At 65.4% G+C, this 19,040-nt stretch carries 16 protein-coding genes; 9 read left to right on the top strand and 7 right to left on the bottom strand.

The window, feature by feature from the left end; genetic code table 11:
- Positions 1-45: 45 nt before the first annotated feature.
- From QZ471_RS07895 to znuA, 4 genes are all read right to left on the bottom strand, one after another.
- Positions 46-498: a YiiD C-terminal domain-containing protein gene (locus QZ471_RS07895; protein WP_295462451.1), complete on the bottom strand. Its 453-nt coding sequence runs from the start codon at positions 496-498 to the stop codon at positions 46-48.
- A 61-nt stretch (positions 499-559) separates the two neighbouring features.
- The gene (locus tag QZ471_RS07890) at positions 560-1,954 is read right to left on the bottom strand and encodes an ATP-binding protein (protein WP_295462450.1); all 1,395 of its coding nucleotides are present in this window, start codon (positions 1,952-1,954) and stop codon (positions 560-562) included.
- Positions 1,951-2,628 (bottom strand): response regulator transcription factor, encoded by a 678-nt coding sequence (locus QZ471_RS07885; protein WP_007159882.1) that lies wholly within the window; start codon positions 2,626-2,628, stop codon positions 1,951-1,953. Before QZ471_RS07885 ends, QZ471_RS07890 begins: the two co-directional genes overlap by 4 nt.
- A 502-nt stretch (positions 2,629-3,130) precedes the next feature.
- Complete coding sequence (gene znuA, locus QZ471_RS07880; protein ID WP_295462449.1) at positions 3,131-4,105, bottom strand: zinc ABC transporter substrate-binding protein ZnuA; 975 nt, start codon at positions 4,103-4,105, stop codon at positions 3,131-3,133.
- Positions 4,106-4,170: 65 nt separating this feature from the next.
- Here znuA and QZ471_RS07875 point away from each other — a divergent pair, with 65 nt between their 5' ends.
- The 3 genes from QZ471_RS07875 to znuB are packed head-to-tail and all read left to right on the top strand — an operon-like array spanning position 4,171 to position 6,201.
- Positions 4,171-4,656 (top strand): Fur family transcriptional regulator, encoded by a 486-nt coding sequence (locus QZ471_RS07875; RefSeq protein ID WP_059228910.1) that lies wholly within the window; start codon positions 4,171-4,173, stop codon positions 4,654-4,656.
- A complete protein-coding gene (gene znuC, locus QZ471_RS07870; protein WP_295462447.1) occupies positions 4,653-5,423 on the top strand; it encodes a zinc ABC transporter ATP-binding protein ZnuC in 771 nt (256 codons plus the stop codon). The genes QZ471_RS07875 and znuC overlap by 4 nt, the downstream gene beginning before the upstream one ends.
- Positions 5,416-6,201 (top strand): zinc ABC transporter permease subunit ZnuB, encoded by a 786-nt coding sequence (znuB, locus tag QZ471_RS07865; protein ID WP_295462446.1) that lies wholly within the window; start codon positions 5,416-5,418, stop codon positions 6,199-6,201. The genes znuC and znuB overlap by 8 nt, the downstream gene beginning before the upstream one ends.
- Positions 6,202-6,254: 53 nt before the next feature.
- Here znuB and QZ471_RS07860 read toward each other — a convergent pair whose 3' ends face one another.
- Both QZ471_RS07860 and QZ471_RS07855 read right to left on the bottom strand, forming a co-directional pair.
- Positions 6,255-7,322, bottom strand: coding sequence for a glycosyltransferase family 1 protein (locus QZ471_RS07860; protein ID WP_295462445.1), 1,068 nt, complete (start codon positions 7,320-7,322; stop codon positions 6,255-6,257).
- 362 nt (positions 7,323-7,684) lie between these two features.
- Positions 7,685-8,635, bottom strand: coding sequence for an aliphatic sulfonate ABC transporter substrate-binding protein (locus QZ471_RS07855; protein ID WP_295462443.1), 951 nt, complete (start codon positions 8,633-8,635; stop codon positions 7,685-7,687).
- Positions 8,636-8,833: 198 nt separating this feature from the next.
- On the opposite strand from QZ471_RS07855, the gene QZ471_RS07850 reads away from it, so the two are divergent.
- Together QZ471_RS07850 and QZ471_RS07845 are read left to right on the top strand one after the other, a co-directional pair.
- Positions 8,834-9,130 (top strand): YciI family protein, encoded by a 297-nt coding sequence (locus QZ471_RS07850; protein WP_295462441.1) that lies wholly within the window; start codon positions 8,834-8,836, stop codon positions 9,128-9,130.
- 301 nt (positions 9,131-9,431) lie between these two features.
- Positions 9,432-10,493, top strand: coding sequence for an acyltransferase (locus tag QZ471_RS07845; RefSeq protein ID WP_295462439.1), 1,062 nt, complete (start codon positions 9,432-9,434; stop codon positions 10,491-10,493).
- Positions 10,494-10,550: 57 nt separating this feature from the next.
- Here the strand turns inward: QZ471_RS07845 and QZ471_RS07840 are convergent, their stop codons facing one another.
- Entirely contained in the window at positions 10,551-11,567 is a 1,017-nt protein-coding gene (locus QZ471_RS07840; protein WP_295462437.1) for a zinc-dependent alcohol dehydrogenase family protein, read from the bottom strand.
- A gap of 149 nt (positions 11,568-11,716) precedes the next feature.
- Between QZ471_RS07840 and QZ471_RS07835 the strand changes: the two genes are divergently transcribed.
- The 4 genes from QZ471_RS07835 (at position 11,717) to QZ471_RS07820 (ending at position 18,801) form a co-directional block, all read left to right on the top strand.
- Positions 11,717-12,637 carry a LysR family transcriptional regulator gene (locus QZ471_RS07835; RefSeq protein WP_295462435.1) on the top strand — a complete coding sequence of 307 codons (921 nt, stop codon included), beginning with the start codon at positions 11,717-11,719 and terminating at the stop codon, positions 12,635-12,637.
- A gap of 198 nt (positions 12,638-12,835) precedes the next feature.
- Complete coding sequence (locus QZ471_RS07830; protein WP_295462433.1) at positions 12,836-14,053, top strand: efflux RND transporter periplasmic adaptor subunit; 1,218 nt, start codon at positions 12,836-12,838, stop codon at positions 14,051-14,053.
- A 141-nt stretch (positions 14,054-14,194) separates the two neighbouring features.
- Entirely contained in the window at positions 14,195-17,371 is a 3,177-nt protein-coding gene (locus QZ471_RS07825; RefSeq protein WP_295462431.1) for an efflux RND transporter permease subunit, read from the top strand.
- Complete coding sequence (locus QZ471_RS07820; RefSeq protein WP_295462429.1) at positions 17,368-18,801, top strand: TolC family protein; 1,434 nt, start codon at positions 17,368-17,370, stop codon at positions 18,799-18,801. The genes QZ471_RS07825 and QZ471_RS07820 overlap by 4 nt, the downstream gene beginning before the upstream one ends.
- Positions 18,802-19,040 lie beyond the last annotated feature (239 nt).

Genomic DNA, 19,040 nt, shown 5'->3' with positions numbered 1-19,040 from the left:
AAAAGGGCGACCCCGGGGTCGCCCTTTTTCATGCCGCGGCCGCTTTCAACGGTGCAGCACGTACTGGCCACTGAAGCGTACGCCATCCTCGCCACTCTCGGTGACGATACGCGATTGCAGGGTGATGCGCGCCCGACCGCGACGGCGGAAGGTGGTCTCGAAGCGCTCCCAGGCGCGTTCCTCGGCCGGCTCGCCATAGGCCAGGGCGTCGGCGGTGATTGGTCGCGGATAGCTGATCTGGCCTTCCTGGATGAGGATGTGCCCTTCCTCGATGCCCGCCTCGCGCAATCTCAGGTACAGCCAGCCCCAGCCAGCCAGTACGGCGACGCAGTAGAGGCTGCCGCCGAACATGGTGCTGGCATGGTTGATGTTGGCGTCCAGCGGCGCGTGCAGCTGCAGGCGATGCTCGCTCCAGTCGCGGACTTCCAGGCCCAGGGCCTTGGTGATGGGAATATCGTGGTGCAGCAGGGATTCGAGGTGACGGCAGTCGCGGCTCATGCCGGGGTCCTTACAGACAAAATTTCACTATCGGGAGCAGACGCCAGTCATGACCCATGGGTCACGTCCTGGCGCCATTGTGCACCAAGGAAGGCCGCTCCGGGGAAATGGCGGCGGGCAGGCGGAAGCGGAAGCGCGCCCCGCCCAGGCTCGATTCGTCGATGGTCAGACTGCTGCGGTAACCTTCGAGGATGTCCTGCACCACGGCGAGGCCGATGCCCTGTCCGGGGTGCCGACTGTCCATACGCATGCCGCGGCGCAGCACGCTTTCGCGGCGTTCGGCCGGGATGCCCGGGCCATCGTCCTCGATGTCGAGGATCCAGTGCTCGGTGTGGCGCCGGGCGCTGACCCGCACCTGGGTCAGGCAGAGGCGATAGGCGTTCTCCAGCAGGTTGCCGAACACCTCGAGCATGGCCGCTTCCTCGGCCTGGACGCGCAGGTTGGGCGGCAGCTCAAGCTCGGCCTGGACGCGCTTCTCGGCATAGACCTTGTCCAGGGTGCTGAACAGCGATTCCAGCAGCGGCGCCAGCTCCAGCGGCCGACTGAGCACCGCGCCGCCCTGGCGGGTGGCCCGCTGCAGCTGGTACATCACCTGCTGGTTCATGCGCTCGATCTGGGTCTGCAGGGTGCCGACCTCCTGGTCCAGCTGCGGTCGCCGACGCAACTCCTCGGTCACCCCCTGCAACACCGCCAGGGGCGTCTTCAGACTGTGGGCCAGGTCACCGAGCGTGTCCCGGTAGCGCTCGCGCTGCAGGCGCTCGTGGTCGAGCAGCCGGTTGAGCGAGCGGATCAGGCGGCTGATCTCACTGGGTACGTTCTTCTCGTCGAGCAGGTCGCGCTGGTCGGTTTCCACCGCGTCGAGTTGCTGGCTGAGGCGCCGCAGGGGGCGCAGGCTCCATTGCATGACCAGCGCCAGCAGCAGCAACAGGGCGCCCAGCACCCCTACCAGCCAGAGGATCACCTGGTGCAGGAAGGTGGCGCGCAACCGCTCGTATTCCTCGGCCGGCTGCATGGTGACCACGCTGAAGCCCGCCACCGGCGGATTGCCCAGCAGCACCTCGCGGTCGAAGACAAAGAAGCCCTGTCCCTTGTCATCGGTGGCCTTGACCAGCTTGACGCCGCCGCCGTCGAAGGTGGGCTTGTAATTGGGGCGCTCCTTGATCGCCGAGCGCGAGCGCCAGAGCAGGCGGCCGTTCTGATCGTAGACATAGCCGAGGATCGGCGAACCGGGTCGATCGAAGACCTCCTCGGCGATCATCTCCGGCATCGCCAGGCGGCCGTCGATGGCCCGGGCCGCACCGATCAGGGTGTTGGCGTTGGCTTCCAGGCGCGCGGCGACGAAGTTCTCCACGGTGCGATCGAAGGCATTGCGGATCGCCGGCACGATCAACGCCAGGCAGACGATCACCAGCAGCGCCGCGCTGAGCAGCAACCGCACGCGAAAGGAACGGATCACTGACAGCGCTCGGTGAACAGGTAGCCGCGGCCCCGGACCGTTTCGATGGGTTGCATCTGGCAGCTGGCCTCCAGCTTGCGCCGCAGGCGGCCCACCAATACCTCGATGACGTTGCTGTCGTGCTCGCCGTCATCGTCGTAGAGCTGCTCCATGAGCCGCTCCTTGGTGATTACCTGCTGGTGATTGCGCATCAGGTATTCCAGCAGGCGGTACTCGTAGGCGGTAAGCTGCAGCGGCTGTTCTTCGTTGAAGGCCTGCTGGCGACCCAGGTCCAGCTTGAGCGAACCGGCGCGAATGCTGGGCTGGACGAAGCCCGCCGAACGGCGCAGCAGTACGTTGAGACGCGCCTCCAGCTCTTCGAACTGGAAGGGCTTGACCACGTAGTCGTCCGCACCGGCACCGAGACCCTCGACCTTGTCCTGCCAGCTGCCGCGGGCGGTGAGGATGAGGATCGGCAGGGTGGCGCCCTGGTTGCGCAGCTGGCGGATCAGATCGAGCCCGCTCATGCCCGGCAGACCCAGGTCGATGATGGCGAGGTCATGATGGAATTCGCGGGCGCTGTAGAGCGCTTCCTCCGCATCGGCCACGGCATTGACGACATGACCGGCTTCACCCAGACGCACCTTGAGGTGGTGGCGCAGCAGGTTTTCGTCTTCGACGACGAGGATCTTCATGCAGACTCCTGAACAGCTAACGAGACTCTCTGTGGCTGCGACCGCATGTAGCTCACGCTTCGCGCAGTAGCGCCCGGGTACCAATTATGGCGCCTGAGGCGGGCGGACGGCGAGAGCGGGGAATGCATGGATGGGGTCACTCACTTTATTCCAGGCAAAAAAAACCTCTCCAGTTGGAGAGGTAAGGAGCACTTCATGGGGATCGGAAACTGCCGTTGGGGGACGGCTACAGGGGACCAGAGCTGACTTGGTGACCCTGCAATGGAGTTACAAGGATGAACATCGCCAGGTCGGGTCGAAGTGTCCGGACGATCTGCCTTAGCGGGAGCTGCGCTAGGGTGAACATATCCGGGCGACCTCGGCGTTGCTGATCTGACAGTTGCAGATTAGGCCAATGGCCCTGAACGCTCCCTGAACTCGTCCTGAACGCTAGCTGAACGGCGGCGAAGTGGCGCGAAGGCGACGAAAAGGCGGGTTTAGTCGATCCGTCGCCCAGGGCGTTTCAAGGCAGCTTGCCCAGGCAGCCACCGAGGCTGTCGGCCACGTTCTGCAGGAGCTGGGCATAGCCGCCGGCGTTGGCCGGGATGCGCGCACCCAGCGGGTCCAGCTCCACCAGGGTCACCGGCAGGCCGCTGCTCAGGGTGGTGGCGATCTTCGGTTGCAGCGGCGGCTCGGTGAAGACGCAGGTGGGTCCGGCAGCCTTGAGTTCGTCACGCATGGCCGCCACGTGGCGCGCCCCGGGCTGGACGTCGGCACCCAAGGCGAAGACGCCGCGATGGCCCAGGCCATAGGCTTCCTCGAAATAATCGAAGGCCTCGTGGAAGACGAAGTAGGGCTTGCCGGCCAGGGGTGCCAGTTGGGCGCGCAGGGCCTGGTCCTTGGCGTCCAGTCCACTTTCGAAAGCCTTGAGGTTGCTGGCGTAGCGACTGGCGTTGGCCGGATCGGCCTGGCTCAGGTCGGCAGCCAGGCGGGTGGCGATTACCCGGGCGTTGGCCGGGCTCAGCCAGAGGTGGGCGTCCAGGCTGCCCGGACGATGATCGTGGTCGTGGGCGTATTCGGGCTCGCTGCCCTGGTCATCACCGTGCGCATGATCGTGCTCTTCGCCGTGATCGTCGTCATGGGCGTCCGCATGCTCCTCGCCGAAGCGCCGCAGGTGCAGGCCCGGCAGGTCCTGAATGGCCACGCTGGGGCCCTGGCGCTCCTTGAGCACGGCCGGCAGGAAGGTCTCCAGATCCGGACCGATCCAATAGACGAGATTGGCTTCGCGCACCTGGCGCAGGTCAGAGGGGCGCAGGGCGTAGTGGTGCGGCGAGGCGCCCGGCGGCAAGAGGACGGCAGGCTGGCCGGCACCGTCCTGGATGGCCGCGGCGATCAGTTGCAGGGGCTTGATGCTGGTCAGTACCTTCACCTCGGCCTGGGCGGGCAGCAGGGTGCAGGTGAGCAACAGGGAGGCGACGAGGGGTAGGAGGCGCGGCACGTGAAAATCCCGATTCTTAAGAGAGGTGCAATATAATAACGTCCTGGCTTCCAAGGTACCGCTCCATGTCCGATGCTCCCCTGGCCTTTCGGCCCCACGATCATTCCCGCTGCGTCGCCCACGCGCTGGCCGAGGCGGATCACCTCTGCAGTCGCGCCGGCGTGCGCCTCACCGACCTGCGCAAGCGGGTGCTGGAACTGGTCTGGCAGAGCCACAAGCCGCTCGGTGCCTACGACATCCTGGCGGTGCTCAGCGAACAGGACGGCCGCCGCGCGGCGCCGCCCACCGTCTATCGGGCGTTGGATTTCTTGGTCGAGAACGGTCTGGTGCACCGCATCGCCTCGCTCAACGCCTTCGTGGGTTGCAACCATCCCGGCGAGGCCCACCAGGGCCAATTCCTGATCTGCCGCAGTTGCCAGGTGAGCATCGAGCTGGAGCAACCGGCCGTGCACCAGGCCATCCTCGACGGCGCCAGTGCCGTGGGCTTCCAGGTGGAAGGCCAGACCGTGGAAGTGGTCGGTCAGTGCGCCGCCTGCCGGAAGCAGGCATGAGCGAGGCGCTGATCCGGCTGCAGGAGGTCGGCGTGACCTTCGCCGGGCAGCCGGTGCTCGACCAGGTCAGCCTGACCCTTGACCCCGGCCGCATCGTCACCCTCATCGGCCCCAACGGCGCCGGCAAGACCACCCTGGTGCGCAGCGTGCTCGGCCTGCTCACGCCCGATCGCGGCAGCGTCTGGCGCCGCCCGCGACTGCGCATCGGCTACATGCCGCAGAAGCTGCAGGTGGACGCCACCCTGCCGCTGTCGGTGCTGCGCTTCCTGCGCCTGGTGCCGGGGGTGAATCGCGCCAGTGCCCTGGCCGCCCTGGGCGAAGTGGGCGCTGAAGGCGTCATCGACAGCCCCCTGCAGAGCATTTCCGGCGGCGAGCTGCAGCGGGTGCTGCTGGCCCGCGCCCTGCTCCGCCAGCCCGAGCTGCTGGTGCTCGACGAACCCGTACAGGGTGTCGACATCAATGGCCAGAGTGAGCTGTACCGGCTGATCGGCCAGTTGCGCGAGCGTCACGGCTGCGGCGTGCTGATGGTTTCCCATGACCTGCACCTGGTGATGGGCGCCACCGACCAGGTGATCTGCCTGAATCGCCACATCTGCTGCTCCGGTCATCCCGAGCAGGTCAGCGGCGATCCGGCCTATCAGGCGCTGTTCGGCCAGAGTGCGCGCAACCTCGCCGTCTACCACCATCATCACGATCACGCTCACGACCTGCATGGCAGCGTAGTCAAGACCCCGCATGTCCATGGAGCCCACTGCAAGCATGGCTGATTTCCTGCTGTATGCCCTGCTCGCCGGTCTCGCCCTCGCCCTCGTCGCCGGTCCCCTCGGCTCCTTCGTGGTCTGGCGGCGCATGGCCTATTTCGGCGACACCCTGTCCCACGCCGCCCTGCTCGGCGTGGCGCTGGGCTTCCTGCTCGATGTCAGCCCGACCCTGACCGTCACCGTCGGCTGCCTGGCGCTGGCCGTGCTGCTGGTGGTGCTACAGCGCCGCCGGGGACTGGCCGCCGACACCCTGCTGGGCATCCTCGCCCACAGCACCCTGTCACTGGGCTTGGTAGCGCTGTCGTTCATGCACGAGGTGCGGATCGACCTGATGAGCTATCTGTTCGGCGATCTGCTCGCGGTCGGCCCCAGCGATCTGCGCTGGATCCTCGGCGGTAGCGCCCTGGTGCTGGCGGCCCTGGCCTGGCTGTGGCGGCCGCTGCTGGCCATCACCGTGCACGAGGAGCTGGCCCAGGTCGAAGGCCTGCCAGTGACCTGGATCCGCCTGGCGCTGATGCTGCTGGTGGCCATCGTCATCGCCGTGGCCATGAAGATCGTCGGGGTGCTGCTGATCACCTCGCTGCTGATCATCCCCGCCGCCACCGCCCAGCGCCACGCCCGCAGCCCGGAGCAGATGGCCTGTGGCGCCAGCCTGCTGGGCATGGCCGCGGTGTGCCTGGGCCTGACGCTGTCCTGGTACCAGGACACCCCGGCCGGCCCCTCGGTGGTGGTAGCCGCGGCCGGGATGTTCCTGTTGGGCTATGTGCTGCCGCGGCGTGCCTAGTGCGGAAGCTGCTATTGAGGAAAAGCACAAGCCGAGAACGAAATCGCCTCCACTCAAGGATGAGTGAGAGCCCCTTGGAGCTCCAAGGCGCTCAACAGCGATTTGGCCGACTGATCCCAGGTCGGCAGCTCTACCTGGTCCGAGGTTGGTATGGCACCCTCCCTTCTGCGCTCAAGCCATACCAGGACTTCCTGAGCCAGCTCGACATCAGAAATATCGTTCTTCAGGTAATAGGCTCCATTTCCACAAACCTCCCTGAATACCGGGATATCACGGGCGATGATGGGTAGGCCTACGACAGCGGCTTCGATGTTGGGCATGCCAAAGCCTTCAGCCTCGGAAAGAGACAATAACGCGTCTGCTTCACGATAGACATGGGCAAGCTCATTATCAGGCAGATTCTCCAGGAAATGCAGAGAACTACCGAATAGTCGATGCTGCGTCATAGAAGAAACCACAGTTTCCGAAGCCCATCCGCACTTACCCACTATGACCAGCTTTAAGCGATGTCCTTGACCCCACAACAGGTCAAATGCTTTCAATGCCAACGCATGAGCCTTTCTCGGTTCAACCGTACCCACCATGACAAACACAGGAGAACCATCGAAAATACCCGCCACCTGTTCGGATGCTTTCTCGGGCTCGGGAATATGCCCGGTCCCGAGGCGGAATGTCTTCAGGATCGGTCGCCTGACACCTTCGCTCTCGGCGATCCAAGAAGCGACATCCCGCATCGTCGCCGCAGAAATGCAAATCAGTGACTGGGAAAGCTCGCATGCAGCCTTGAGCCAAAGAGTAAATTGCAGAATGAAATCCTCATCGTCGAACCAGCCATCCTTGAAGTTGAAATATTGAGGCCTGGTCAGTGGCAAGATATCGTAAATAACGAAATGTATCGAAACGCCCTTCTGCTTATAGCCTCTTAAAACCGCTATCGTTGCCTCGCTTATCTTATAGTTCAAATCGACACTCAAAAATATGTCGCCAGCCTTCGGCCGAATGGGTTCACCCTTTGCCCCTGCACGAAAAAACCCGTCGTCGTAGGATGCCGGAAAAAAATCCCCAGATAAGATATCAGCCACCACAGGGATGAGGGATAAATCGCAGAGCAGGCGCTGCAAGGCAGCGTAGGTTTCCCTTATGACTCTCTGTATTCCGGTACCTCTGTCAAGTCGAGATATTTCCGTAACGTCATAGAACAGGACCCTTCTAGAACTCAATTAACTTGCCTCTTATAGACTCAATAGCATTCAAAACAGGAATGGATCTTTCAACCTACTGACCCAGTGCCAAAGCCACGAGCGCCGCGCCATTTCATCTGGGAAAAGTACCACTTTTCAGCCCTGACAACAGCACAGGCGCACCAAACTTGAAGGCCATGACGAAACCCACTTCGATACCTATCTCATGATTGACTGGCGCGGTTATAAGGAGCTCATGGAAGCGAAGCTTTCAATATGACAGTTCAGAGATGGTGCATATCCTAGGGCGCCTTCCAGACCGCCTGGCTGACGTCCACCTTGCGCGGAATCAGCCCTTGGTCATAGAAGATGTCGGCGGTCTTTTGCTGGGTAGCGATGATCGCGGGCGTCAACGGGGTCACGCCATAACCGGTCCGCGCTTGCCAGGTGGTGATCACCGGCTCCGGCAGGCCGATCTGCTGCGCCAGGATGCGACTCACCTCCGGCTTGTGGCTGTTGGCCCAGGCCCCGGCCTTGGCCAGTTCCGCCAACAGCAGCTGGATCACCTGGGGATGGGCCTCGGCATAGCGGCGCGATCCCTCATAGAAGCTATTGGCATGCAGCAGTCCCTTGTAGTCGGCCAGCACCCGCACCGGTTGGCTCTGCTGGATGGCCGCCAGATAGGGATCCCAGATCGACCAGGCATCCACCGAGCCGTTGGCGAAGGCGGCGCGGGCGTCGGCGGGCGCCAGATAGACCGGCTGGATGTCCTTGAGCGTGAGACCCGCTTTGTTCAGGGCGGCGACCAATAGGAAGTTGGCGCTCGACCCCTTCTGCACCGCTACCTTCTTGCCCTTGAGCTCGCCAACCGCGTGGATCGAGGAGCCATTCGGCACCACGATGGCCTCGACCGCCTCGCTGGCCGGCTCGGCGCCCAGGTAGACCAGATCGATCCCGGCGGCCTGGGCAAAGATCGGCGGCGGCGAACCGGTGTAGCCGACGTCGACGCTGCCGGCGTTGAGCGCTTCCAGGAGTTGCGGTCCGGCCTGGAATTCACGCCAGGTCACCTGGTAGCCCTTGGCACCCAGGGCCTGTTCCAGGGTCCCTTGGGCCTTGAGAACGGCCAGTAGACCGCCGCCTTTCTGATAGCCGATGCGCAACTGCTGCTCGGCTGCCCGCACCGGTGCCAATACCCCGAGGGCGACGGCCAACACCACGAAAACCCGGGCGAGAAGCCCGAAGGACAGCAGCATGAGAACCTCCTTATATTCCATTAAAGAAGGCCAGAATGGATCTTTTATAAAGAAATGTTTAATACGTTTCTCTGCTATGGCTATGCCCGGGCGATAGCGGCGGTCAGTCGTCGAACCTGCGATTGACGCTGTACCCAGGATCGCGCCACCCTGCGCGGGCGGCGGCCACCGGGGCCACCGCCCCTATCGGAGCCTGCCATGCCTTTTCTGATCGAGACCTTCGACAAGCCGGACAGCCTGGCCCTGCGCCAGCAGCATCGCCCGGCCCACCTGGACTTTCTCCGTGAGCATGCCGCCGCCCTGCTGGCCTGCGGCGCCAAGCTCAGTGACGACGGCGAGACCGCCAGCGGCAGCGTCTACATCGTCGACGTGGAAACCCGTGCCGAAGCCGAAGCCTTCCTGGCCCAGGACCCCTTCAGCCAGGTCGGCCTGCCTGCCGAGGTACGCATTACCCGCTGGCGCAAGGCTGTCCTCGACGGCAAGGCCTTCGTCTGAGTATCCGGCGGCCCCGGCCGCCATCCCCCGCCCCTCCTTTGGCTTAAGAAATCCTTAAAACTGGCACAATGCCAGCTTAATCACCGGCATTCGCCGGCGTTGTCAGTTCACACTTTCGGGAATCGCTTCACGGAAAAGTGATGCAGCGCAAGAAAACCCGGGCTTTTCCGGTCCGTCCTGCAAGTAGAGGAGCGAACTAGCCTAAGCTCAGCGGGCTCAGATGAACGATGCGCCGACATTCGTTCCCCATCGCTCGATTGAGGCAACGCTGTCTCGCCTTAGCTAGTACAGAGGACTCAGCATGACCAAGACCACGCCCGAGAAGGATCTGCGAATAGAGACCATTCGCGGACTGGCGCTGTTTCTGATGGTAGCGGGCCATGTCATCGGCAGCTCGTCCACCCTGGGCATGAAGGTGCCCGACGACTCCGTGCTGCGCTACCTCTACGATTCGCTCGTCTATATCCGGATGCCGCTGTTCACCGCCATCTCCGGCTATGTCTACGCCCTCCGCCCGGTGAATACCGGCAGCGATCTGTCGCGCTTCTACCAGGGTAAGTTCAAGCGCATCGGCATTCCGCTGCTAGTGGTCTCGACGCTGTTCTTCGCCCTGCAGATGGCCGTGCCCAATACCAACTACAAGCCGCAGCTGACCGATATCTTCAGCATCTACTTCTTCAGCTACGCGCACTTCTGGTTCCTGCAGTCGATCTTCTGCATCTTCGTGGTGATCGCCCTGCTGGAGAAAGCCGGCCTGCTGCTGACCCTGCGCAATTATGGCCTGGTGTTCGCCGTGGCCTTGGCGGCGTCCTTCGTCTGGGAGAGCTTCCCGGACCTGTTCAGCCTCAACAAGGCCGTGCAGCTGTTCCCTTTCTTCCTCCTCGGCCTGGGCCTCTATCGCTTCGGCGACCAGCTCATCACCCGGCGTAACGTCACGGCCATGGCCGTGGCCCTGACGATCCTGGTCGGCATCGACCAGGCGTACCTGTTCGAGCTGGTCGACCTGGACGAGGCCGACATGGCCGTAGTCGGTACCGCTCTGGGCCTGGCCGCCATCAGCCTGCTGATCGCGCGCCGCTTCTACTTCAAGCCGCTGGCCTGGCTGGGTTATTTCTCCTTCGAGATCTATCTGTTCCACGTCTTCGGTACCGCCGGCGCGCGCATCGTGCTGAACAAGGTGCAGGTACACGACGTCTGGGTGGTCTTCACCGTCAGCATGGTCATGGGCCTGTTCCTGCCGGTAGCCCTCAAGGTGGTACTGGAGCGAATCAGCCCACTGCACTTCCTCAGCGTGGCCTTCTTTGGCGCCAAGACGCGGGTGAACCGTGCCAATCCGCCGTTGCAGAAGAAAGCTACCGCCTAAGTTTCGACGCCCATAAAAAACCCACGCCAAGGCGTGGGTTTTTCATGCCTGCCAGGTTCAGTCGACGCTGATGACCACCCGACCCCGCGTAGGGCACTGCTCCATGCAGCGGTGGGCCTCGACGTACTGGTCGAAGGGGAACACCTGTTTGATCTGCGCCTTGAGCAAGCGATCGCGGGTCAGTTGATCGATGTGTTGCAGGGCCTCGCGAACCGCGGCGCAGTCCGCTTCCAGACCCATCTCCGGCTGCCCGGTGAAGTCCTGTACGCAGTGGATATAGAGCTTGAATTTCTTCTTGAAGGCCGCGCAGGCCGGCAGCGGGGTCTGGTTGCCACCGTTGAGGCCGTAGAGCAGCAGCCGGCCACGGGGTGCCATGGCCTCGCCGAGCAGCGCCAGTTGCGGACCGCCCAGGGCATCCAGGGCGACGTGTACGCCGACGCCGTCGGTGATGCTGGCGATACGGCTGACCAGATCCTCCTCCTCGGCGGCGATGACCTTGTCGGCCCCCAACTCGCGCAGGTAGTCGCGGTCGGCGGCATCGTGGGTACTGGCGATGACCCGGGCGCCCAGGGCCTTGGCCAGCTGGATGGAGACCGGCCCGCAGCAGCGACTGGCATCGGTGATCAGCACCCATTCGCCCGGTTGCAGCCGGGCCTGGTGCATCAGCGCGGTATAGACGGTGAGCAGCGGATTGTAGTGCACCGCGGCTTCCACCGGGGTGAGCACCTCCGGGTAGCGCACCAGGGAAGTGGCCGGATAAACCAGCTCGTCGCCGTAGGCCGGATAGCGATTGATGTCGTGCCCGAGGAAACTGGCTACGCGGTCGCCCACGGCGAATTCCGTGACCCCCTCGCCCAGGGCGGCGACCACCCCAGCCAATTCGCAGCCAAGACCCGCCGGCGGATTGGCTTGCTCGGGGGCGAGGTTCTGCCGCCAGAGCACGTCGTACCAGCTCACGCCGATGGCCTCTACCTGCACCAACACCTCACCGGGTCCAGCCACAGGGGTGGGCCGGTCGATGCAGCTGAGCACCTCCGGCGGGCCGAACTCGGTGAACTGGATCAGGCGGGACATGGGACTACCTCGCGTTGATGCCGACCCCGGAACGGTTGCCGAGGCGGACTGCTATGACTAGGACTCTAACCAGCCTTCCCTTAGGATTCTATGCATCCCCATCGATAATGGACATCGGGGGTATCGATCCACTCCCTACCGGGGCCTGAATGAACCGTACCGATCTGCGCCGCGTCGACCTCAATCTGCTCATCGTGTTCGAGACCCTGATGCTCGAGCGCAGCGTCACCCGCGCCGCGGAAAAGCTGTTTCTCGGCCAGCCGGCCATCAGCGCCGCCCTGGCGCGGCTGCGCACCCTGTTCGACGATCCGCTGTTCGTTCGCACCGGGCGCAGCATGGAGCCTACGCCGCGGGCTCTGGAGATCGCCGCCCTGCTGTCACCGGCCCTGGACCAGATTTCCAGCGCGGTGAGCCGGACCCAGAGTTTCGAGCCGGCCAGCGCCGACCGGGTGTTTCGCGTCGGCCTGTCCGATGACGTCGAATTCGCCCTGCTGCCGCCCTTGCTGCGGCGCATCCGCATCGAGGCGCCGGGCACCACCCTGGTGGTGCGACGAATGAACTACCTGACCGCCGCCGGCATGCTGGCCTCCGGCGAGATCACCGTGGCGGTGGGCTATACCGAGGAATTGCCGGCCAACGCCAAGCGCCGGCCGGTGCGCCGCTTCGGCTTCAAGGTCTTGCGTGCCGACAGCAAGCCTGGCCGCCTGACCCTGGATGAATACTGCGCCCGGCCCCATGCCCTGGTGTCCTACGCTGGCGACCTCACCGGCTATGTCGACGAATTGCTCGACAAGCTCGGCCGCCAACGCCGAGTGGTGCTGGCGGTACCCCAGTTCAACGGCCTGGGCTCGCTGCTGGCGGAAACCGACCTGCTGGTGATGGTGCCGGACTACACCGCGCGACTGCTGGCCAGCACCGGAGGCCTAAGATACGAAGACCCGCCTGCGGAGCTGCACGACGGCGGCCACGAGCTGCCCATGGCCTGGAGCGGCGCCCAGGACCACGATCCCGGCGAGCGCTGGTTGAGGTCGCGCATCCAGATGTTCATTGGCGATCCGGACAGTCTTTAAGACGGCGCCGTCATCCTTACTTTTCGTGGAAGGGCTCAACCTCGGCCCTTTCCGACCTTCTCTATCATCGCCAGCGATACCTACAGCAAAAGCATCATCGCCATCGATAAATAAGTTCGAGCCCTTCGATTCGTCGCTGCCCGCGCGCGGCGGCAGACTCGCCTCCCTGACCTCTCTCCAACTCGGGCGGACTCGAACATGGATCTCTTCGCGAAAACCCTTGGCCCCCTGGCCCTGACTTCAACCCTGTTCCTCGCCGCCTGCGGCGATTCCCATCCCCAGGCCAGTGCCGCCCCGCCGGCGCCCAAGGTGAGCGCCGCCGAGGTGCTGCGCCAGCCGGTGGTGGAATGGGACGAGGTGACCGGCCGCCTGGAAGCACCGGAATCCGTGGTGGTCCGCCCCCGCGTCTCCGGCTACGTCGACCGCGTGCTCTTCCACGAGGGTACCCGGGTCAAGCGCGGCGACCTGCTGCTGCAGATCGATCCGCGCCCCTTCCAGGCCGAGGTCAAGCGCCTCGAAGCCGGCTTGCAGCAGGCTCGCGCCAATGCCAACCGGACCGCCGACGAAGCCGCCCGCGGCGAGCGCCTGCGCAGCAGCAATGCCATCTCCGCGGAGATCGTCGAGGCCCGGCGCAGCGCTGCCCAGGAAGCCAAGGCCAGCGTCGCCGCAGCCCAGGCGCAACTCGATGCCGCGCGCCTGAATCTGGGCTTCACCGAGGTCCGCGCCGCCATCGACGGTCGCGTCGGCCGCGCCGAGGTGACCGCCGGCAACCTGGTCAACGCCGGAGAAACGCGCCTCACCACCCTGGTCTCCACCGACAAGGTCTATGCCTACTTCGATGCCGACGAGCGCGTCTTCCTCAAGCAGCAGGCCCTGGCCCGCCAGGGGCAGCGCGGCGCGGCCAGCCCGGTCTATATGGCGCTGTCCAACGAGGACGACTTCTCCCACGAAGGCCACATGGACTTCATGGACAACCAGCTCGATCCGCGTACCGGCACCATCCACGGCCGCGCCGTGTTCGACAACGCCGACGGTCGCTTCACCCCGGGGCTCTACGCCCGGCTGCGGCTGGTGGGCAGCGGCACCTACGAAGGCACCCTGATCCAGGACGCCGCCGTGGGTACCGACCTGGGCAAGAAATTCGTGCTGGTGGTGGACGGCCAGAACAAGGCCGCCTATCGCACCGTCGACCTGGGCCCGCGCCTCGAAGGCCTGCGCATCGTGCGCAAGGGGCTGGAAGCCGGCGATCGCATCGTGGTCAACGGCCTGCAGCGGGTGCGCCCGGGCATGACCGTCGATGCCCAGTCGGTGCCCATGGCCGATGCCACCACCCTGGCCGCGCTCAAGCGCCAGCGCGACGCGGTATTGGCCAGCCTGCCGGCACCGACCCAGCCGCTCAAGGTGGGTAGTCGCTAGGCCTTCGTTTCACCCCTGATCTTCACGCCCGTCGGCAGCCCTTATCGCGGTCATGGACCGCTCCTACTGTAGGAGCGGTCCATGACCGCGATGGAGACGCCGGCTGCGCCTCTGCACGCCTTTCGCTCAAGGACCGCTCCGATGAACTTCTCCCAGTTCTTCATCCGCCGGCCGATCTTCGCCGCCGTGCTCTCGCTGATCATCCTGATCGGCGGGGCCATCTCGCTGTTCCAGTTGCCGATCAGCGAATACCCCGAGGTGGTGCCGCCCACCGTGGTGGTGCGCGCCACCTTCCCCGGCGCCAACCCCAAGGTGATCGGCGAGACCGTCGCTGCGCCCCTGGAGCAGGCCATGAACGGCGTGGAGCACATGCTCTACCTGTCGTCCCAGTCCACCGCCGACGGCAAGCTGACCCTGACCATCACCTTCGCCCTGGGCACCGACCTGGATACCGCCCAGGTGCAGGTGCAGAACCGCGTCACCCGCACCCTGCCCAAGCTGCCGGAAGAGGTGCAGCGCCTTGGCGTGACCGCCGACAAGGCCTCGCCGGACCTGGCGATGGTGGTGCACCTCACCTCGCCGGACCAGCGCTACGACATGCTCTATCTGTCCAACTACGCCCTGATCAACGTCAAGGACGAGCTGGCGCGGCTGGACGGCGTGGGCGATGTCCAACTGTTCGGCATGGGCGACTATTCCCTGCGCGTCTGGCTCGATCCGGACAAGGTGGCCTCGCGCGGCCTGACCGCCAGCGACGTGGTCGCCGCCATCCGCGAGCAGAACCGCCAGGTCGCGGCCGGCGCCCTGGGCGCGCCGCCGGCACCGGGCAGCACCAGCTTCCAACTGGCCATCAACACCCAGGGTCGCCTGGTGGACGAGGAAGAATTCGCCAACATCATCGTGCGCGCCGGCCCTGACGGCCAAATCACCCGGCTGCGCGACATCGCCCGCATCGAACTGGGCTCCAACCAGTACGCCCTGAGATCCCTGCTGAACAACCAGCCGGCGGTGGCCATCCCGATCTTCCAACGCCCCGGCAGCAACGCCATCGACCTGTCCAACCAGGTGCGCGCCAAGATGGCCGAGCTCAAGCAGAGCTTCCCCCAGGGCATGGACTACGAGATCGTCTACGACCCGACCATCTTCGTGCGCGGCTCCATTGAGGCCGTGGTGCACACCCTGTTCGAAGCCATCGTCCTGGTGGTGCTGGTGGTGATCCTGTTCCTGCAGACCTGGCGCGCCTCCATCATTCCCCTGGTGGCGGTGCCGGTGTCGCTGATCGGCACCTTCGCGGTGATGCACGCCTTCGGCTTCTCGCTCAATGCGCTGTCCCTGTTCGGCCTGGTGCTGGCCATCGGCATCGTGGTGGACGACGCCATCGTGGTGGTGGAAAACGTCGAGCGGAACATCGGTCTGGGCCTCGACCCGGTGGCGGCCACCCGCCGCGCCATGGGCGAGGTGACCGGTCCGATCATCGCCACCGCCCTGGTGCTCTGCGCGGTGTTCGTCCCCACCGCTTTCATCTCCGGTCTTACCGGGCAGTTCTATCGCCAGTTCGCCCTGACCATCGCCATCTCCACGGTGATCTCGGCCTTCAACTCCCTGACCCTGTCGCCGGCCCTGGCCGCGGTGCTGCTCAAGGGCCACGACGCGCCCAAGGACCGTTTCTCGCGGCTGCTCGACCGGCTGTTCGGCGGCTGGCTGTTCGCCCCCTTCAACCGCTTCTTCGAAAAGGCCAGCCACGGCTACGTGGGCACCGTGCGCCGCGTGCTGCGCGGCGGTTCCATCGTGCTGGTGCTCTATGTGGTGCTGCTCGGCCTGACCGGCCTGGGCCTGATCAAGACCCCCACCGGCTTCGTGCCGCCGCAGGACAAGCAATACCTGGTGGCCTTCGCCCAGTTGCCCGACGCCGCCACCCTGGATCGCAGCGAGGAGGTCATCCGCCGCATGTCGGCCATCGCCCTCAAGCACCCGGGCGTGGAAAGCACCGTGGCCTTCCCCGGCCTGTCCATCAACGGCTTCACCAACAGCCCTAACAGCGGCATCGTCTTCGTGACCCTGAAACCCTTCGAGGAGCGGCGTGACCCCTCGCTGTCGGCCGGTGCCATCGCCGCCCAGTTGAACGGTGAATTCGCCGCCATCCAGGAATCCATCATTGCCATCTTCCCGCCGCCACCGGTGCAGGGGCTGGGCAGCATCGGCGGCTTCCGCCTGCAGGTGGAGGACCGCGGCAACCTGGGCTACGAGGAACTCTATGCCCAGACCCAGAGCGTGCTGGCCAAGGCGCGGCAGCTGCCGGAACTGGCGCCGGAGTCGCTCTTCACCAGCTACCAGGTCAACGTGCCGCAGATCAATGCCCACATCGACCGCGAAAAGGCCAAGACCCTCGGGGTGCCCATCGATGCCATCTTCGATACCCTGCAGGCCTACCTGGGCTCGACCTACGCCAACGACTTCAATCGCTTCGGCCGCACCTTCCAGGTCAACGTCCAGGCCGACCAGCGCTTCCGCCTGGAGCCCGAGCAGATCGGCCAGCTCAAGGTGCGCAACGACCGCGGCGAGATGGTGCCCCTGTCCACCTTCGTCAAGATCAGCGACAGCGCCGGCCCCGACCGGGTGATGCACTACAACGGTTTCCTCACCGCCGAGATCAACGGCGCACCGGCGCCGGGCTACAGCTCCGGCCAGGCCCAGGCGGCCATCGAGCGACTGCTCAAGCAGGAGCTGCCCAACGGCATGACCTTCGAATGGACCGAGCTGACCTACCAGCAGATCCTCTCCGGCAATACCGCCCTGCTGGTGTTCCCGCTCTGCGTGCTGCTGGCCTTCCTGGTGCTGGCCGCCCAGTACGAGAGTTGGAGCCTGCCGCTGGCGGTGATCCTGATCGTGCCCATGACCCTGCTCTCGGCCATCACCGGGGTGATCCTGGACGGCAGTGACAACAACATCTTCACCCAGATCGGCCTGATCGTACTGGTGGGCCTGGCGTGCAAGAACGCCATCCTCATCGTCGAGTTCGCCAAGGACCAGCAGGCCATAGGCAAGGACCGCGTCGCCGCGGTACTGGAGGCCTGCCGCCTGCGGCTGCGGCCCATCCTGATGACCAGCTTCGCCTTCATCATGGGCGTGGTGCCCCTGGTGACCTCCACCGGTGCCGGCGCCGAGATGCGCCACGCCATGGGCGTCGCGGTGTTCTCCGGGATGCTCGGGGTGACCTTCTTCGGTCTGCTGCTCACACCGCTGTTCTACACCCTGGTACGCGCCTTCGTGGAGCGTCGCCAGGCCCGTTCGGCTCTCACCCAGGAGGCCCAGGCATGAAGGTCTTCGCTCCCCTGCTGCTGGCGCTGGCGGTCTCCGCCTGCGCCGTCGGTCCGCACTACCAGGCACCGCAGCCGGCGCCTGCCCAGCTCAAGGCCAGCCAGCAGCCCAGCGCCTACGACCAGGGCCGCTTCGAGGCACTCTGGTGGCGCCAGTTCGAGGACCCGACACTCAACGCCCTGGTGGCCAGCAGCCTGGACGGCAACCGCGAATTGCGCGCCGCCTTCGCCCGGCTGCGCGCCGCCCGCGCCCTGCGCGACGACGACGCCAACGACCTTTATCCGACGGTCACCAGCCGCGCCAGCAGCCAGCTCGGCAAGGCCCAGCAACCCGGCTTCACCGAAGAGCGGGTCAACAGCGACCGCTACGACCTGGGCCTGGACATGGCCTGGGAAATCGATCTGTTCGGTCGGGTTCGCCATGCCCTGGAAGCCAGCGACGCCCGCGCCGAAGCCGCGGCGTCCGACCTCGCCGCCCTCCAGGTCAGCCTGATCGCCGAGCTGGTGGACGCCTATGGCGACCTGCGCGGTGCCCAGCTGCGCGAACGCATCGCCCGCGACAACCTCGGCAACCAGCGCGAGGCCCGGCGCCTGACCGTGACCTTGAGGGACGAGGGCATGGGCAGCGACCTGGACGTGCAGCGCAGCGAAGCGCGGCTGGCGGCCACCGAAGCCAGCCTGCCGGAATTCCAGGCCCAGGCCACCCGCGCCCGCAATCGCATCGCCACCCTGCTCGGCGAGCGACCGGACGCCCTGAGCGTGGATCTCTCGCCCAAGGCCCTGCCGGCTATCGCCAAGCGCCTGCCCATCGGCGATCCCGGCGAATTGCTGCGCCGCCGTCCGGACGTGGCCGCCGCCGAACGCCGGCTGGCCGCCGCCACCGCCGACGTTGGCGTGGCCACCGCCGATCTCTTCCCGCGGGTCAGCCTCTCGGGCTTTCTCGGCTTCACCGCCGGGCGTGGCTCGCAGATCGGCAGCAGTGCCGCCCGTGCCTGGGGACTCGGCCCGAGCATCACCTGGCCGGCCTTCGACCTGGGCAGCGTCCGCGCCCGCTTGCGCGGCGCTCGCGCCGGTTCCGACGAGGCCCTGGCCAACTACGAGCAGCAGGTGCTGACCGCGCTGGAAGAGAGCGCCAATGCCTTCAGCGACTACGGCCGCCGCCAGGAACGCCTGCAGGCGCTGATCCGCCAGTCGGTGGCCAGCCGCGCCGCCGCCGACCAGGCCGAGATCCGCTACCGCGAAGGGGGTACCGACTTCCTGGTGCTGCTCGACGCCCAGCGCGAACGCCTGGCCGCCGAGGACCAGCAGGCCCAGGGCGAGATCGAGCTCTATCGCGGCATCGTCGCCCTCTACAAGGCCCTGGGTGGCGGCTGGGACGTGCAACCCACGCGTCTCGCCCAGGGCAACGCTTCCCCCGCGCCGGCGCTCTGAGCGCCAGCGTTTACCCCCGGCACGCGTTTCTTGCTCCTTTGGCGTGTCGGGGTTTTTTCTTCCCCGCACCCGGCGCCTGTCCAGGACGGCGCGCCGGGTGCTGCCTTCTTGTATTCCCTTGAGCAAACGCCCGTTCCAGAGGTCTCAGTGAGGTCAGGAACGCCCCTGCCGCCGGCCGGGACGGTCCTGGCGTTCGCCGGTGCCCTGTTTCCTAATATTTTGTAAGGGAGACAGGCCTA

It is taken from the genome of uncultured Pseudomonas sp. (assembly GCF_913774235.1).
Lineage (GTDB): Bacteria > Pseudomonadota > Gammaproteobacteria > Pseudomonadales > Pseudomonadaceae > Chryseomonas.
The sequence above is the reverse complement of the archived record's forward strand: the minus strand, read 5'-3'. Positions and strand labels throughout refer to the sequence as shown.